Genomic DNA, 16986 nt, shown 5'->3' with positions numbered 1-16986 from the left:
TCTTCCCCGATTCTGAAGTCAGCCGAACAGAAAGGGGAAAGACAATGCCGGTGGTTGTGGACAAGTTCCTGACGGTGACCGAGCACGACAACGACAAGGACACCGGAATCGAGGTGCGTAACGGTGACTGGATCGACATCAGCGCCAGCGGGAGGATCTGGGCCGGGGTGTGGTTCACCTCCGAGAACGGGCCCAACGGGTGGACCGGATGGGCCGCCGGCGAGGACAAGCCGCTGCCCGGGGCGCCGCCGTTCAGCCTCATCGGCAAGATGGCCGACGGCGAGTACTTCTACATCGGCGCCGGGCTGCGCCGGACCTACCAGAACGCCACGCTCGGCCCCGGCGCGACGCGGCTCTACCTGACCGTCAACGACGACAAGCACGGCAACGGGACGGGCGCTTTCACCGTCCGCATCCAGGTCTGGCGCTGACGGGACAGCGGTGGCGGCGCACCCCTGGCGCACCGCCACCGCCCCGGTCAGGGCAGAATCCGTAAACGCTGGGCGGTCAGCACGGTGACCAGACGATCGCTGGTCCCGAGCTTGCGATAGACGTTCTGCAGATGCTTCGACACGGTGGCCGGGGCAACCCCGAGCCGCCGCGCCATGGCCCGGGCCGTGAAGCCCTGAGCCAGCAGCTCGAGGATGGCGTGCTCGCGCGGGGTCAGCCGCGGCCGGTCACTCGTGCCGCTGGCTGGCACGGGCCGCACCGGCGATCGTGACGACCGGCAGCAGGAAGAGCCAGATCGGAAAATACCATGTGCCCGAGTCCTGATTGAGCACGTACAGACCGTAAACGGCGAACCCGGCGCCACCGATGATGCCGAAGGCGCGGCGGCCCGCGGTCAATCCGGGGAGAAAGCTGACGAGAACAGCGAGCAGACCGGTGATGACGGCAGCAATTTCCATGATTATTGTTTCCTCTCGGCCAGAATGGCGAATTGCTTGATGAGGGCCGACCGGCTGCGCCGGGCGCGGCGCAGGGCGGCGACGCCGTGCACGAACGTGATCGAGTTGCCGACGTGCCCGCCCACGCCGAGCACGTCGCCGAACACGCCGAGGTCGGCCACCAGGCCAGCCAGCCCGGCGAGGTCACCGGTCGTCGTCAGGTGGCCCGCGATGCTGCGGACCGCGTCCCGGCTCAGCCGCGGCGAGCCGTCGGTGGGCGGGGCCAGATAGATGCGGTAGGTCGCGCCGAGCGTGTGCAGCTCGCACCGCCCGGGGAGCCGCGACCAGGTGACCCGCAGGCCGGCCGGGCCCGCCTCGAACTCGAGACGGGCCGGGCTCGCGAAGGCCACCCCGGTGTCGCAGGCGACGAGGACGCCGCAGACGATCGTGTCGTCGTCGAAGATGACTTTCCTGGCCTGGGGGTCCCACCAGGCCGGGACCACGACGGGGGTCATGGCGGTCAGACGGAGGTCGGGACGAACACGCCCGGCGCGAACCAGCTCATGCTCACGTAGATGCCGTTGCCGCGGTCGATCGCGCGCAGCGCCCCGTGCAGGGCGGCCACGAACGGCGCCAGCAGCTTGATCCAGGGCGCGGCCGGGCTCGGCACGGTGCCGCCGATCGCCGCCACAGTCGCGTTGACCTTGTCCGCGGCGTCCAGGATGCTCACCACGTCCTCGTGGCTGAACTGCACGTGGAAGCCCCACCAGAAGGCGCGGACGACAGTGCTTCCGGAGAACAGGGCGGCGGACTCGCCGGGTGCCGGTTCACCGAAGAAGGCCGCGGCGGCCGTCGTGGAGGCCGCGGAGATCATCCCCGGCTCACCCCCGACGATGGCCGCGAGCTCCTTGCGGACGTCGTCCCAGTTGCCCGTCAGGTCGTTCGTGGTGTCGCTCATGGCGTGTCCTTTCCGTCCTCGCCGGACGTTCCGGCGGTTCGGGACCCACGTTCGGAGCCGGCGCCACACGGCCACTACACAGCCGCTAAATGGGATGCGCGGGACGGGCGGAGCGAGCATCATCCCGGGCAGTCGACAACGAAAGGAGGGTTCAGATGCTCACGTCACGCTCATCGGTGCCCACATGGAGGCTTCGTTGTTGTTCCGCACCATGGCCGAGTCCGATCTCGGCCTTGTCCTGACCTGCCTGTCCGAACCGTCGGTCAACACGACGACCGACGACCGTTTCCGCGAGCACCTCGCCGCGCACAGCTATCGCCACGAGTGGACGTGGCTGGCCTTCGACGGCGACACCCTGGCCGGCCTGGCCGTCTGGTGGGGCTTCCCCGCCGGTGACCGGCCCCTGGCCCTCGACGCCCTGTGGGCGAGCCCGGCGGCCGGCGATCCCGTGCCGATGTGGGCCGAGCTGATCCGGCGGGTGTCGCCGCCGGCGGAGTATCACATCTTCACGATCCCCGAGCACCGCGACGATCCCGAGATCGCGCTGCGCCTGCGGGCCGCGGCCGAGGCCGGGCTGACCACCCTCAACGAGCGTTTCCGGTACGAGTGGACGAGCGCGTCGCCGCTGCCGGACCGCCCGGCCCGCCTGCGGTACGTGCCCGCCACGGACGAGGAGTTCGCCGACGCCTTCGAGCGCGTCTCGGTGGGCAGCCTCGACGTGGCCACCCGCGAGGGCGTCGCCCGGCACGGCGCCCGGGCCCAGGCCCTGGCGGATGTCGAGGACTACAAGATGATGCCCGGTCCCCGCGAACGGTGGCGGCTCGCGTACGACGCCGGCAAGAACCTGGTCGGGGTGGCGCTGCCGTCGGCCAACGCGGGCGGGCCGGTCGTCGGCTACGTGGCCGTGGTGCCGGAGCAGCGCGGGCACGGCTACGCGGCCGACCTGCTGGCCGAGATCACGTGGATGCTGGCCGCCGACGGCGCGACGGTGATCCGGGCCGACACCGACAGCACGAACACGCCTATGGTGGCAACCTTCGAACGGCTCGGATATCGTCGCTTCGCGTTGAGACTGGTCGCCTCGTAATACGATTTGTTTACCGGGTATTGGCCGCGGTCGGTGAGCTGCAATACTTTTCTCCGGCCGCGGCCAATGGTCCGACCATTTCGATTCTCCATTATGGAGCAGGTCGGTAACACGCCGGACTCAATGGTTCGGCGGATCGGCCCGTTGCGCCTCGATCCCTTGTGCGGTACGGCTTGCCGGCGACCGATGAGCCGGGAAGGACCGGACATGCCCGAATCGGCATTGCGCCTTTGTTTCTGAACGGCTAACCCTTTCCGGCGCGCTGTAAAACCCCCGACAGTCCACTTGATACGTACGAGTCGAACCCGGTTAGGGTCTTTCCGTGGGGCGGGAGTAGGGCCCGCCGGAGACCTCGGGAAGAGGCCATGACATTGGCTGCCGTAATCATGATTCTCGTATCCCTGGTGCTGGCCGCATTCGCCGCGGTCACGCTGTGGTGGACCATGCACGCCTGGCGCACGCCGGAGACCCTGGCCGGCACGCGGTTCGCCCCGCCCGACGGGGAACAGCACCTGACCTTCTCCCTGCTGCTGCCCGCGCGCCACGAGAAAGCCGTGCTCGAGCACACGGTCGGGCGGCTGCTGCGATCCACTCACGAGGCCTTCGAGATCATCATCATCGTCGGGCACGACGACCCCGAGACGACCGAGGCCGCGCACCGCGTGGCGGGCACCGCGCCGGGGCGGATCCTGGTCGTGACCGATCACAACGAGCAGAAGAACAAGCCACGCGCCCTCAACACGGCCCTCCCCTACGTACGCGGGGACGTGGTCGGGGTCTTCGACGCCGAGGACCAGGTGCATCCGCTGCTGCTCGAGCACGTCGACCACGCGTTCCGGGCCACCGGGGCCGACGTCGTGCAGGGCGGCGTTCAGCTGATCAACTTCCATTCCAGCTGGTACAGCCTGCACAACTGCCTGGAGTACTTCTTCTGGTTCCGCAGCCGGCTGCACCTGCACGCCAAGAAGGGCTTCATCCCGCTCGGCGGCAACACCGTGTTCGTCCGCTCCGACGTGCTGCGCGAGGCCAACGGCTGGGACGGCACGTGCCTGGCCGAGGACTGCGACCTGGGCGTGCGCCTGTCCAGCCGGGGCAAGAAGGTCGTCGTCGCGTACGACTCGACGATCGTCACCCGCGAGGAGACCCCGCATTCGGTGGGCGCCCTGCTCAAGCAGCGCACCCGCTGGCACCAGGGCTTCCTGCAGGTGCTGCGCAAGGGCGAATGGCGGCGGCTGCCCACCTGGCGCTCCCGCATGCTCGCGCGGTACACACTGACCAGCCCGTTCCTGCAGGCGTTCTCGGGTGTGGTCATCCCGGTCGGCGTCGCGATCGCGATCTGGGCCCGGCTGCCCGTGCTGGTCGCGCTGTTCACGTTCCTGCCGGTGCTGCCGATGGCGGCCACGCTGATGTTCCAGGTCGTCGGCCTGCACGACTTCGGCCGCGAGTACGAGCTGCGCATCCGCTGGCACCACTACGCCAAGCTGGTTCTCGGAGCCTTCCCGTACGCCCTGGTGCTGTCGGCGGCGGCGCTGCGCGCGGTCTGGCGGGAGTACACCGGCCGCCGCAACTGGGAACTGACCGCCCACGTGGGCGCGCACCTCCCTGCGTCCGTCAAGGAGGCCGCGGCATGACCGTCCTGGAGCTGGTCAAGCCGCTGCCACCGGTGCAGCGCGAGGAGAAACCCAAGGACCGCACCGATTTCTACCTCGCGGTCGGCCTCACGACGGCCGTGCTGGCCCTGCTGGCCTGGAACATCACCGGCTTCCCGGCCGCCAGCGACGACGAGGGCACGTACCTCGCGCAGGCCTGGGCCGTGCAGAACGGCAAGGGCCTGGCCCACTACACCTACTGGTACGACCACCCGCCGCTGGCCTGGATCCAGCTCGCCGCCGGCGCGTGGCTGCCCGGCCTGATCGCGCCGAGCCTGCTCGCCGTGGCCGCGGGCCGGATCGCCATGCTGCCCCTGCAGGCGGCCGGGCTGCTGCTCGTCTACGTGATCGGGCGACGCGTCGGCTTCCCGCGCTGGGCGGCCGCGCTCGGCCTGCTCACGTACGGGCTCTCGCCGCTCTTTCTGACGATGGGCCGGCAGATCTATCTGGACAGCTTCGCGGTCGTGTGGATCCTGGCCGCGCTGGCCCTCGCGCTCTCCCCCAGCAGACACCTGTGGCACTACGCCGCGGCCGGGGCCGCCGCCGCGGTCGGGGTGCTGTCCAAGGAGACGATCCTGGTCATCCTGCCCGCCGTGCTGGTCGCGCTGTGGCAGAACACCGCTCGCAGCACGACCCGGACGTGGGCCTTCGGCGCGTTCGCGAGCGGGCTCGTGCTGGTCGGCTGCTTCTATCCGCTGTACGCGCTGCTGCGCGGCGAACTGTTCCCCGGTGCGGGGCACGTGTCGCTGTTCGGCGCGATCCAGTTCCAGCTGGGCTCGCGGTCCGGGTCGGGCAGCGTCTTCGAGGCCGGCTCGGGCGCGAACTCGCTGCTGCACTCGTGGATGTACTACGACAGCGTGCTGCTGATCGCCGGTGCGGTGGCCACGATCGCGGGCCTGGTCCTGCGGCGGCTGCGGCCGGTCACCGTGGCCGGGGCGATCCTGATCCTGGTGGCGTTGCGGCCCGGCGGCTACCTGCCGGCCATGTACGTGGTGCAGGTGCTGCCGTTCTTCGCGCTCGCGATCGCCGGGGTGCTCTTTCATACGCTCTCCCGGCTTCAGCATGGGTGGAAGTGGTCGGCGATCGCCCTTGCCGTCGTGCTCGCCGCGGTGGTCGTCGCGCCGAGGTGGTACGTCGGTGACCGCCGGGCGCTGACCGCGAACGACAACGCCGCGTACGTGCAAGCTGCGCAGTACCTGCGGGCCCAGCCGCCGTCGACCGTGGTCGTCGACGACGTGCTGTGGCTCGACTGCGTCAACGCCGGCTACCCCGAGGACCGGGTGCTCTGGTTCTACAAGCTCGACCTGGACTCCGAGGTCGCGGCCCGGCTGCCCGGCGGCTGGCGCGACGTCGACTACATCGTCTCGTCGCCCGCCCTGCGCCAGGACCCGGGCACCCTGCCGACCGTCACCGCCCTGCTCAGGAACAGCACCGTGATCGAGTCGTTCGGCTCGGCCGACGGCGTCATCGAGATCCGCAAGGTCGACAAGGAGCCCTCATGACCATCACCGCCGACTCTTCCTCGACCTCCTCGACCCCCGTCGCCTCTCCGACCGCGATTCCGGCCCCTGCGTCGGTGCGGGCGGCGCTGCGCGGGACGATCGGCGAGCTGCCGGTGGCCACGGCGCTCAAGCAGACGATCGTCGTGCCCACCTACAACGAGCGCGACAACATCGGCACGCTGCTCGAACGACTGGCGGCAGCGCTGCCCCACGACGGCACCGAGGTCGTCTTCGTGGACGACAGCACCGACGACACCCCCGACGTGATCCGCGCCGCCGCTGCCGACTGCCCGATCCCGGTCACCGTCGTGCACCGCGAGCACGCGACCGGCGGGCTCGGCGGCGCGGTGGTCGAGGGTCTGCGCGCGGCCCGCGGCGAGTGGATCGTCGTGATGGACGCCGACCTGCAGCACCCGCCCGAGGTCGTGCCGGCGCTGGTCGCGGCCGGGCGGCGCGACGGGGCCGACCTGGTGGTGGGCAGCCGCTACGCGGGCGGCGGCAGCAGCCGGGCCGGGCTCGACGGCGGCTACCGGCGGCTCGTCTCGGGCGGCTCCACGCTGGTCACCAAGGTGATCTTCCGGAACAACCTGATCCAGGTCAGCGACCCGATGAGCGGGCTGTTCGCGATCCGGGCGAGCTCGCTGGAGACGGAGGAACTGCGGCCGCTGGGCTACAAGATCCTGCTCGAGCTGATCGTGCGCAACCGGCCCGGCCGCATCGTCGAGGTCCCGTACGCGTTCCAGCCGCGCCACGCGGGCGAGAGCAAGTCGAGCCTGGCCGAGGGCGTACGGTTCCTCAAGCATCTGGCGATCCTGCGGTTCGGGGCGAAGCGGGCCCGGATGCTCGTGTTCGCGCTGATCGGCGTGTCGGGCCTGCTGCCCAACCAGGGCACCCTGTGGTTCCTGCACGAGGTGGCGAACGTGCACTACCTGCCGGCCGCGATCATCGCCAACCTGGTCGCCGTCGGATGGAACTTCGCGCTGACCGACACGCTGCTCTACCGTGACCGGCGGCAGCATCGCCGCTTCACCGGGCGGATCACCCGGTTCTTCGTGCTCGGCCACGCCGACCTGCTGCTGCGGCTGCCGCTGCTGGCCCTGCTGGTCTCCGGGCTGCACGTCGGGGTGCTGATCGCCAACCTGATCACACTGCTGGTCTCGTTCGTGGTCCGCTTCCTGATCCTGGACGGGGTCATCTACCGGGCGCGGCGCCCATGACTCCCCGCCCCTGGCTCAGCCGCCGCAACCGTCGCGACATCGGCGTCGTCACCGTTCTCTCACTTCTGCTGACCCTGGCCTCCGCGATGCCGGCCTCGGCGGGCGCCAATCTCGTGGCCAACGGCGGCCTGGAGGCGCTGGCCCCCGACGGCTTCCCGGTCTGCTGGGAACGGTCCGGCTGGGGTGACTCGCCGTACACGTTCGACGTGACCGCTCAGGCCCACACCGGCACCAAGGCCATGCAGATCACGCTGGCCCGGACGGCTCCGGGCGACCGCAAGGCGATGATGCTCGAGAACCCGTCCTGCGCGCCCAACGTCACGCCGGGCCACCAGTACGACCTCAGCGTCTGGTACACGACCACCACGCCCAACACGGTCATGACGGTCTTCCGGCACGACGTCGCGCAGGGCTGGGTCTACTGGACCGACCTGGCCACGCTGCCCGTCACCGCGGCCTACCAGCAGCAGACCGTACGCACCCCCGTGGTCCCGCCCGGCACCGACCAGATCGTCTGGGGCGTCACCGTCTACGGCGCGGGCACGCTGCGCACCGACGACTACCGGATGGAGGACGTGACCCAGCCCGCCCCCGGCACGACCGCCTGCACGGCCGGGGCGGCCTGCACGAAGGGGGCCTGGCAGGTAATGCCGTTCGACACCCCCGTACGGGCCATTCACGCCGTCGTCCTGCACAACGGGGACGTGCTGCTGGTGGCCGGGTCGGGCAACAACCTCGACGACTTCGCGGCCGGCACGTTCAAGACCGCCGTCTACCGGCCGTCGACCGGCACGTTCACCAGCGTGCCGACGCCGGCCGACCTGTTCTGCGCCGGGCACGTCCAGCTGGCCGACGGGCGGGTGCTGGTGATGGGCGGCAACAAGGACTACCCCTCGGCCGACGGGACTGTCGGCTACAAGGGGCTGCCCGACTCGTTCATCTTCGACCCGGCCACCAACAGCTACTCGCGCGTCAACGACATGACCGCGGGCTCGTGGTATCCGTCGGCCACGGTGCTGGGCAACGGCGACGTGATCTCGCTGGGCGGGCTGAACGAGAACTCGTCGGGCATGGTGGCCACGCAGTACTTCGACGCCGGGGAGCAACGCTGGCTGGGGCTCAACGAGGCCAACCAGACGTGGAGCTTCTGGGGGCTGTACCCGTCGATGATCCTCATGCAGGACGGGCGGCTCTTCTACACGGGCAGCCACGTCTTCGGCAACGGCCTGCCCGGCACCGGCGCGTCGATCTACAACTACGACGCGAACACGATCACGCCCGTACCGGGTCTGCAGAACAAGGACGAGCGGGACCAGTCGATGAGCGTTCTGCTGCCACCCGCCCAGGACCAGCGAGTGCTCACTCTGGGCGGCGGCAACATCGACACCAACCCGGACGCCAACCGGCTGACCGACCTGATCGACCTCAAGCAGGCGGCGCCCGTCTACACGGCCGGCCCGCTGCTGCCGACCGGCACCGGGCAGACCCCGAGCCAGGGCAAGATGTACGTCTCGGCGGTGCTGCTGCCCGACGGCAAGGTGTTCGAGACCGGCGGGGCGCTGCACAACCGGGCCGACCCGGTGTACGAGGCGTCCCTGTTCGACCCGGTCACCAACACGTTCGCGGCGGGCATGGCGACCGACCCGGTGCCGCGCGGCTACCACTCGTCGGCGTTCCTGCTGCCCGACGGGCGCGTGATGGCGGTCGGCAACAACCCCGGCGACGGCACGTTCGACATGCGGGTGTCGGTTTACTCACCGCCGTACCTGTTCAAGGGGGCCCGGCCGCAGATCCTCACGATGCCCGACAACACCTGGGCGTACGGGAGCTCCAACACCATCACGGTGGACGGCCCGATCGTGAGGGCGGAACTGATCCGCCCGGCCGCGGTCACCCACTCCAGCGACCCGAACCAGCGCTTCGTCGACCTGCCGATGACCGTCACCGGCAGCACGATCGACCTCAACCTGACGAGCAACCCCAACCTGGCCCCGCCCGGCTGGTACATGCTCTTCGTGGTCGGCGCCAACGGCGTCCCCTCCGTCGCGAAGTGGGTGAAAGTCGGATGACCGCCCGCATCGTCGCCGCGGTGGCCGGCCATCGCGCCGTCGTTGTCACCGCGCTGGTCCTTCTCGCGGCGGCGGCCGCCGTCATGTCTTTGCCGGCGCTACGCCCGGGGCCGGCCGGTTCGGCCGGTCCCGGCCCCGCCGCCGCGATCCCCTCGCCCGGCGTCCCCGCCACCGCCGTGCCACCCACTCGCCCCGCGCCCCCGCCCGCCTCGGCCCGCCCGGCCGGCGGGGACCCCGTGGCCGTTCCCCCGGCCTCTCCGACCTCGACCCGTACGGTCGTCGCCCCCGCCGCCCCGGCGCCGTTCGTGCAGACCTTCGCCGCCCAGCCCGGCGTCAAACCGTTGCCGCCCAAGCCGTCGCCGACCGCACCCGTCAAGGTGCCGGCCAACGTCGACGGCTGCGACCACGGCTACGGCACCCGCACCCAGTGCGTCCCGTGGACCTTCCCGTCCGCGGTCACCGACAAGTGCGCCTGGCTGGCCGCCCAAGGCTTCGAGGCGCTGACCGTACGGGGAAACGACCGTCACCGCCTCGACACCGACAACAACGGCATCGCCTGCGACTGACCGTTCTCATGATCCGTTGGCCTGCGGGATGCCCTACGCTCCCCCGCTGTGCCGTTCTTCAAGAAGAAGCGCCCCGCCCCCGGCGCCGACATCGAGTTCCCGGAGTTCTACGACGACGACGCCGAGAGCCTGAACGAGGCCCTGCTGGCCCGGGAGTGGGGCATCGCCCGGAAGATCCTGGCCGGGGCGGGCAAGGACGAGTTCATGTATTACGTGCAGACCGCCATGGGGGTCGACGGCGTCGAGCAGTGGATCCCCGAGGTGATCCGCCAGGACCCGGACGACCCGCTGCCCCGGCTCGTCCGCGGGGTGCGGGCGATCGCCTGGGCCTGGGACGTCCGCGGCGACGGCACCGCCGACACGGTGAGCCGGGAGGCCTGGCCGGTGTTCTTTCAGCGGCTGGCCCTGGCCGAGGACTCGCTCGACGAGGCCCTGGACCGCGACCCGTACCTCGCCGAGGCCTGGCACTACAAGATCGTCCTGGGCCGGGCCCGCCAGTTGCCCGCCGAGGAGGAGTGGCGGCGGTTCCACCGGCTCATCGAGCTCGATCCCAGCCACTATTTCGGGCACAAGGCGATGCACGAGGGCCTGCTGCCCAAGTGGGGCGGCACCTGGGAGGGCGTCTTCCGGTTCGCCCGGCAGCGGACCGCCGCCTGCCCCGGCACGCACGTGCCGCACCTGATCTCGATGGCCCACCTGGACGCCCGCTGGGTCGACGGCCACGGCGGCGACGCCTACCTCAAACGCGACGAAGTCTCGGCGGAGATCCTCGAGGCGGCCTACCAGTCCGTCTGGCACGACGACCACGAGACGACGATCCTGACGCCCAACCTCTGGAACTCGTTCGCCTACACGCTCACCTTCGGCCGGTACTTCAAGCAGGCTTGCAACCTGTACGACGCCATCGGCGACGACTTCGTCCGGCTCCCGCTGCTGTGGCGCGGCACCGACCGCTTCGCCGAGCTGCGGGCCTGGGCCCGCGAGGAAGCCGCCGACCCCGACTACTGACCGGCGCGTTTGCCCAGCGCCGCGGATGAGGCCACCGCCGGCTACCGCCCTGACCGCGCTGCGGCGAGAGCTGCGCATCATCGCGAGTTCCCCGGACGCGAGGGCCTGCCCCTGCCGGGGTTGCGACGCGACTCGAACGCGGCCCGCCAGACCTCCGCCCGCCTTCCGGAGGCACGGGAACCCCTCGCCGAGGCTCTTCGCCTCGCGACGCCACCGCTCGAGGCGCCGGACGTGGCCTGCGCGCCTGAGTCACGAGCCGGCGAGCCAGAAGGCGGGCAAGACGCTGCTCGCTGTCACGGACCGCCGCATCCTCGTGACCCGGTCCAACGCGTTCCTCGAGCAAGGCGACATCCGCCGGGACATCGGAATCGATCAGGTTCGTTACGTTCGGGCAGCGAGAGCGCGGAACGGGACGGCCCGTCGAGGATCGACCTCATCGGCGATCGAGGCGGATCCGGCAGTCGGCCGGACCGGTCAGGACGGCGGCAGGTAGCCGCGCTTGACGATGTGTGCGGCGCCCAGCTCGTAGGCCCGGGGGTTGTCCGGTGCGGTGGTGCCCAGGCCGTCGACGTAGCGGTTGAACATGCTGAAGGCCGCGGCGATCAGGACGGTGTCGTGGATTTCGAGGTCCGTGGCGCCGGTCGAGCGGGCGTCCGCGATCAGCGCCGGCGTGACCGCGTGACCGCCGGAGGCTGTCGCCGAAGCGACAGCTAGCAGAGACCGGAGCTTGTCGGTGACCGGCGCGTCGGCCGGCATGCCCTCGGCGGCCGCGACCGCGCCGTGCGAGCCCGTGCAGTAGGCGCAGTCGTTCAGGCTCGACACGTACGCGGCGATGTACTCGCGCTCGCCGCGGGTCAGCGGGCTGTCGCCGCGTAGCAGTGCCTCGGCCAGGTCGCTCAGGGGTTTGCCGGTTGACGGGCGGTAGCGCAGCAGCCCTCGGATGCCCGGCTCGCGGGTCTCGTCCACGCCCAGATCGATGTACGCCATGGGAAGCATCCTGGCAGAGATTTATGGCGGCAAGTATCTGCAAGCACTTCCAACCACTGCAAGCGCTTGCTATGGTCCGTTCCAATGTGAACGCGGGATTACGTCCTTGCTACCGGTTCCGTCCCTGGTAGTGGAGGTGCCCCGGCTCCCCATGCAGCGATACCTGTCGTTGAAACACGTTGGAGAACCTGTGCCCCCACTCCGATGGGCCGCCCCGGCCGCCCTGCTGCTCCTGGCTCCGGTGGTCCCCGCCGCCGCGGCCACGACCACCGTCGTCTACTACAAGCCGCCCGCGGCCTGGGCCACCGTCAACATCCACTACGCCGCGGACGACGGCGCCTGGACCCCGGTGCCCGGCGTCGCCATGGATGCAGCCTGCACCGGCTGGCGCAAGAAGGAGGTCGGCGCGACCGCCGGCTTGCAGATCACGTTCACCAACGGCGCCGGCACCTGGGACAACAACGCGGGCCGCAACTATCGCACCGGCGCCGGAACCGTGGTCGTCAACGCGGGCGTCGTTTCCTCCGTCGATCCGTGCACGAACACACAACCGACCCCCGCCCCCACTGCGACGCCCACGCAGCCGCCGCAGACGACCAGCGGCGAGATGCTGGGCGGCGACCCCCGCAAGGAGAGTATCTACTTCGTCATGACGGCCCGGTTCGCCGACGGCGACGCGTCCAACAACCGCGGCGGCAGCCAGCACGCGACCTCCGGCAACCAGGCGAACAACGACCCGATGTTCCGCGGCGACTTCAAGGGCCTGATCGACAAGCTGGACTACGTCAAGGGCCTCGGCTTCTCGGCCCTGTGGATCACCCCGGTCGTGCTCAACCGCTCCGACTACGACTTCCACGGCTACCACGGCTGGGACTTCCACCGCGTCGACACCCGCCTCGAGTCACCCGGCGCCACCTATCAGGATCTGATCGACAAGGCCCACGCCAAGGGCATCAAGATCTATCAGGACGTCGTCTACAACCACAGTTCCCGATGGGGCGCCGACGGCCTGTACGTCCCGAAGGTGTGGGGCGCGCGGGACGGCCAGTGGGACTGGCTGTACAGCGCGAAAACCGCGGGCAAGACGTACGACCCGCTCGACGAGAACAGCGCGGGCCGCCCGTACAACGGGGATCTGTGGAGCACCGAGGAACCGGCCGGCAACACCTGTCGCAACTGGGGCACGCCGACCGGGCAGAAGAGCCCCGAGGGCTACCCGCTGCACAACTGCCAATGGCCGTCGCCCACCAGCGGCATGTTCCCGGCGAGCCTCTATCACCAGTGCTGGATCGGCAACTGGGAAGGCGAGGACTCACGGTCCTGCTGGCTCGCCGACGACCTGGCCGACTTCAACACCGAGAACGCCACCGTGCAGCAGTACCTGATCGACGTCTACAACCGGTACATCGAGATGGGCGTCGACGGTTTCCGCATCGACACCGCCGTGCACATTCCGCGGGTCACCTGGAACCGCCGTTTCCTGCCCGCCATCCAGCAGAAACTGACCCAGAAGTACGGCGCCGCCAAGGCCGGCGACTTCTACGTCTTCGGCGAGGTCGCGGCCTTCGTGCACGACAAGTGGAACCGCGGCTCGGTCAACCATTCGGCCCAGTTCTTCACGTGGAAAGAGCGCAAGGACTACAGCGCGGACGACACGCAGGCCGCATGGGAGCAGTACGACTACGAGAACGGCCAGGGCACGGCCAACCAGCCGACGTCGGCCAACGCGTTCCTGAACGGCAACACCTATCACGCGCCCGACCGCAGCCGGTTCAGCGGCATGAACATCATCGACATGCGCATGCACATCAACTTCGGGGAGGCCTCGAACGCGTTCCACAACGGCAAGGACTCCGACGACACGGTCAACGACGCGACCTACAACGCGGTCTACGTCGACTCGCACGACTACGGTCCCAACAAGTCCTCCGTACGGTATGACGGCGGCACCGACGCCTGGGCCGAGAACATGGCACTGATGTGGACGTTCCGCGGCATCCCCACGCTCTATTACGGCTCGGAGATCGAATTCCAGGCCGGGAAACGCATCGACTGCGGCCCGACCTGCCCCCTGGCCACGACCGGCCGCGCCTACTACGGCGACCACGTGGCGGGCTCCGTCACCGCCGGCGACTACGGCGTCGTCACCAGCGCCGGCGGGGCGGTCGCCACCACCCTGGCCAAGCCGCTGGTCAAGCACGTGCAACGCCTCAACCAGATCCGCCGCGCGGTGCCGGCCCTGCAGATGGGCCAGTACTCGACCGAAGGTGTCAGCGGCACCATCGCCTTCAAACGCCGCTACACCAGTGGTAGCACCGACAGCTTCGTGCTTGTCACCGTCTCGGGCAGTGCCACCTTCACCGGCATCCCCAACGGCACCTACACCGATGCCGTGACCGGCGACGTCAAGACCGTCAGCAACGGCACCCTGACCGCCTCCGTCAACGGCAAAGGCAACCTCCGCGCGTACGTCCTCGGCAGTTCCGCCCCCGGCAAGGTCGGGTCCGACGGCCCGTACCTCAAGTAAGGAGCATCAATGATGATGAAACGGTTCGCCCCGCTGATAGTGACCCTGATGGCCGCCCTCGTCGCGGTCGTCGTGGTCGGCCGTCCCCACCAGGCCGACGCCAAGGCCGACGCGAACCCCGGTCCGCGCGACGTCATCGTCCACCTCTTCGAGTGGCCGTGGGCGTCGATCGCCTCGGAGTGCACGAACGTGCTCGGCCCCAAGGGTTTCGGCGGCGTGCAGGTGTCGCCGCCGCAGGAGCACGTGGTGCTGCCGGGCGCGGGCTACCCGTGGTGGCAGGACTACCAGCCGGTCAGCTACAAACTGCAGACCCGGCGCGGCGACCGGGCCGCGTTCGCGACCATGGTCAGCACGTGCCACGCGGCCGGTGTGAAGATCTACGTCGACGCGGTGGTCAACCACATGGCGGGCGGCGCGTCCACCGGCACCGGCTCGGCGGGCTCCACGTACAGTCACTACTCCTACCCGGCCGTGCCGTTCGGTAACGACGACTTCCACCACTGCGGCCGTAACGGCAACGACGACATCGCCAACTACGGGGACCGCTGGGAGGTCCAGAACTGCGAACTGGTCGACCTGTCGGACCTCAAGACGGAGGCGGAGTACGTACGGGGAAAGCTCGTCGCCTATCTGAACGACCTGATCTCGCTGGGTGTGGACGGGTTCCGGGTCGACGCGGCCAAGCACGTGCCGGTGGCCGACCTGCAGAACATCTACTCGCGGCTCAACGGCACCCCGTACATCTTCCAGGAGACGATCGAGGGCGGCGCGGGTGAGCCGTCACCGTCGGAGTACACGGGCATCGGGGACGTGACCGAGTTCCGGTACGGCGATGTGGTCGGCAACGCGTTCCGTGACGGCAACCTGTCCGGGCTGCAGAACCTGCCCTCGCAGATGCTGGTGGCCGGCGGCGACGCCGTGGCGTTCATCGACAACCACGACACCCAGCGCAACGGGCGGGCCAAGCTGACCTACAAGGACGGCACCACCTACGCGCTGTCCGAGGCCTTCATGCTGGCCTACCCGTACGGGACCCCGTCCGTGATGTCGTCCTTCACGTTCAGCAACCCGGAAGCGGGCCCGCCGGCGTCGTCCAACGGCACGACCAGCGCGGTCAACTGCGCGTCGGGCTGGGCCTGCGAGCACCGCTGGCGCACCACCGCCAACATGGTGGGCTTCCACAACGCCGCGTACGGCACGGGCCTGACCAACTGGTGGTCCAACGGCGGCAACCAGATCGCGTTCGGCCGCGGCGCCAACGCGTACGCCGTCTTCAACCGCGGCGGCGCGTTCAGCCGCACCTTCCAGACGTCCTTGCCGGCCGGCACCTACTGCGACGTCGCCAACGGTGACTACAGCAACAACACCTGCTCCGGTACGACGTACACCGTCAACTCCTCGGGCCAGTTCACCGCGAACGTGCCCGGCAGCAGCATGATCGCGCTGCACATCAACGCCCGCACCACCGGCGGCGGCACCACCCCGCCCCCGACCGGCTGCACCACCGTGGCGGTCACCTTCGCCGCCAACGCCACCACCGTGTGGGGCGAGAACGTCTACGTCCTGGGCAACCGCGCCGAACTGTTGAACTGGAACACCGCCGCCGGCGTGGCCCTGTCGTCGGCCACCTACCCGGTCTGGCGGGGCACGGTCAACCTGCCCGCCAACACGGTGGTCGAATACAAGTACGTCAAGAAGAACGGCTCCACCACGACCTGGGAGTCCGGCACCAACCGCACCCTGAGCACCGGCTCCGCCTGCACCCTCACCGTGAACGACACCTGGCGCTCCTGACCGCAGCGTCCCGGGCGGCCGTGCCACCTTCAGGCGCGGCCGCCCGGCGCAGCAACCGGCGCCACAGCGCGCAGTTCCGCCGTCAGCCTCGTGGACAGTTCCTGAGCGGTTTCCGCCGTCGAGGCCGGGCGGGGCTCGAAGAACGTCACCTTCAGCCGTGGCCGTCGCGGGAAACGGGCGATGTCCACGGTCCCCGAGACCGCCGCGCAGACGATGCGGGCCTGCGGCACGGCCTGCGCGAGCCGCCCGGCCCCGCTCCGGGCGCGCAACTGCCGGCCCTGCGAGCGCGTGCCCTCGGGGAAGATGCCGAGGCAGCCCCCGTCGGCGAGACACCGGATCGCGGCCTCCAACGCGTCCGTGTCGGCCTGCCCCCGCCGTACGGGGATCTGCCCCATCCCGTCGAGGACGCGACGCAGCACCGGATGCTTCCACAGCGACGCCTTGGCCAGCGCCTGGATCTGCCGGCGCCGGCGGGCCGCGTACGCGATGACCACGGGATCCCACGAGCTGTCATGGTTGGCCGCCACGATCGTCGCCCCGTGCGCCGGGAAGACGTCCAGGCCCTCCACCTCGAGCCGCCCCCACCACCGGACAACCGGCCCCGCCGCCGCCATGACCGCCCGATAGACCGGCGGGATCCGCCCGGTGTCACCCGTGTTGCGCCGCATCAATCACCTTCGCTGCTGGAGCCGAGCCGACTGGCCGGCTCTGTCTAACAGCCCGGACGGCCCCCGG

General features: G+C 69.8%; 16 protein-coding genes. 10 read left to right on the top strand and 6 right to left on the bottom strand.

Features of this window, described 5'->3' with window-relative positions; translation table 11 throughout:
- Nucleotides 1-44 precede the first annotated feature (44 nt).
- The gene (locus BKA14_RS08915) at nt 45-431 is read left to right on the top strand and encodes a hypothetical protein (RefSeq protein ID WP_184950432.1); all 387 of its coding nucleotides are present in this window, start codon (nt 45-47) and stop codon (nt 429-431) included.
- Nucleotides 432-478: 47 nt separating this feature from the next.
- Here BKA14_RS08915 and BKA14_RS08910 read toward each other — a convergent pair whose 3' ends face one another.
- Genes BKA14_RS08910 through BKA14_RS08900 form a run of 4 tightly spaced genes read right to left on the bottom strand, consistent with a single transcriptional unit; the run spans nt 479 to nt 1845 of the window.
- Complete coding sequence (locus BKA14_RS08910) at nt 479-700, bottom strand: helix-turn-helix domain-containing protein (RefSeq protein WP_203721899.1); 222 nt, start codon at nt 698-700, stop codon at nt 479-481.
- Nucleotides 678-908 (bottom strand): hypothetical protein, encoded by a 231-nt coding sequence (locus tag BKA14_RS43140; RefSeq protein WP_203721900.1) that lies wholly within the window; start codon nt 906-908, stop codon nt 678-680. Before BKA14_RS43140 ends, BKA14_RS08910 begins: the two co-directional genes overlap by 23 nt.
- A 2-nt stretch (nt 909-910) precedes the next feature.
- Nucleotides 911-1402 carry a hypothetical protein gene (locus BKA14_RS08905; RefSeq protein WP_184950430.1) on the bottom strand — a complete coding sequence of 164 codons (492 nt, stop codon included), beginning with the start codon at nt 1400-1402 and terminating at the stop codon, nt 911-913.
- Between the two features lie 5 nt (nt 1403-1407).
- Nucleotides 1408-1845 (bottom strand): hypothetical protein, encoded by a 438-nt coding sequence (locus BKA14_RS08900; protein WP_184950429.1) that lies wholly within the window; start codon nt 1843-1845, stop codon nt 1408-1410.
- A gap of 184 nt (nt 1846-2029) precedes the next feature.
- Between BKA14_RS08900 and BKA14_RS08895 the strand changes: the two genes are divergently transcribed.
- The 7 genes from BKA14_RS08895 (at nt 2030) to BKA14_RS08865 (ending at nt 10943) form a co-directional block, all read left to right on the top strand.
- The gene (locus BKA14_RS08895; protein ID WP_203721901.1) at nt 2030-2932 is read left to right on the top strand and encodes a GNAT family N-acetyltransferase; all 903 of its coding nucleotides are present in this window, start codon (nt 2030-2032) and stop codon (nt 2930-2932) included.
- 386 nt (nt 2933-3318) lie between these two features.
- Nucleotides 3319-4563 carry a glycosyltransferase gene (locus tag BKA14_RS08890; RefSeq protein WP_184950428.1) on the top strand — a complete coding sequence of 415 codons (1245 nt, stop codon included), beginning with the start codon at nt 3319-3321 and terminating at the stop codon, nt 4561-4563.
- Nucleotides 4560-6083, top strand: coding sequence for an ArnT family glycosyltransferase (locus BKA14_RS08885; RefSeq protein ID WP_184950427.1), 1524 nt, complete (start codon nt 4560-4562; stop codon nt 6081-6083). The genes BKA14_RS08890 and BKA14_RS08885 overlap by 4 nt, the downstream gene beginning before the upstream one ends.
- Nucleotides 6080-7300, top strand: a complete 1221-nt coding sequence (locus BKA14_RS08880; protein ID WP_184950426.1) for a glycosyltransferase — start codon at nt 6080-6082, stop codon at nt 7298-7300. Before BKA14_RS08885 ends, BKA14_RS08880 begins: the two co-directional genes overlap by 4 nt.
- Entirely contained in the window at nt 7297-9369 is a 2073-nt protein-coding gene (locus BKA14_RS08875) for a galactose oxidase early set domain-containing protein (protein WP_184950425.1), read from the top strand. Before BKA14_RS08880 ends, BKA14_RS08875 begins: the two co-directional genes overlap by 4 nt.
- Complete coding sequence (locus BKA14_RS08870) at nt 9366-9935, top strand: hypothetical protein (RefSeq protein ID WP_184950424.1); 570 nt, start codon at nt 9366-9368, stop codon at nt 9933-9935. Before BKA14_RS08875 ends, BKA14_RS08870 begins: the two co-directional genes overlap by 4 nt.
- Before the next feature lie 48 nt (nt 9936-9983).
- Nucleotides 9984-10943, top strand: coding sequence for a hypothetical protein (locus BKA14_RS08865; protein ID WP_184950423.1), 960 nt, complete (start codon nt 9984-9986; stop codon nt 10941-10943).
- 474 nt (nt 10944-11417) lie between these two features.
- Here BKA14_RS08865 and BKA14_RS08860 read toward each other — a convergent pair whose 3' ends face one another.
- Nucleotides 11418-11930: a carboxymuconolactone decarboxylase family protein gene (locus BKA14_RS08860; RefSeq protein WP_184950422.1), complete on the bottom strand. Its 513-nt coding sequence runs from the start codon at nt 11928-11930 to the stop codon at nt 11418-11420.
- A 190-nt stretch (nt 11931-12120) separates the two neighbouring features.
- Between BKA14_RS08860 and BKA14_RS08855 the strand changes: the two genes are divergently transcribed.
- Both BKA14_RS08855 and BKA14_RS08850 read left to right on the top strand, forming a co-directional pair.
- Entirely contained in the window at nt 12121-14457 is a 2337-nt protein-coding gene (locus BKA14_RS08855) for an alpha-amylase family glycosyl hydrolase (protein WP_239092382.1), read from the top strand.
- A gap of 9 nt (nt 14458-14466) precedes the next feature.
- Nucleotides 14467-16251 (top strand): carbohydrate-binding module family 20 domain-containing protein, encoded by a 1785-nt coding sequence (locus tag BKA14_RS08850; protein ID WP_239092383.1) that lies wholly within the window; start codon nt 14467-14469, stop codon nt 16249-16251.
- Between the two features lie 29 nt (nt 16252-16280).
- Here BKA14_RS08850 and BKA14_RS08845 read toward each other — a convergent pair whose 3' ends face one another.
- Nucleotides 16281-16919, bottom strand: coding sequence for a lysophospholipid acyltransferase family protein (locus tag BKA14_RS08845; RefSeq protein ID WP_184950420.1), 639 nt, complete (start codon nt 16917-16919; stop codon nt 16281-16283).
- Nucleotides 16920-16986: the final 67 nt, after the last annotated feature.

Source organism: Paractinoplanes abujensis, assembly GCF_014204895.1.
GTDB classification, from domain to species: domain Bacteria; phylum Actinomycetota; class Actinomycetes; order Mycobacteriales; family Micromonosporaceae; genus Actinoplanes; species Actinoplanes abujensis.
Note: the sequence above shows the minus strand (reverse complement) of the source record. Positions and strands in the feature narration are given on the sequence as shown.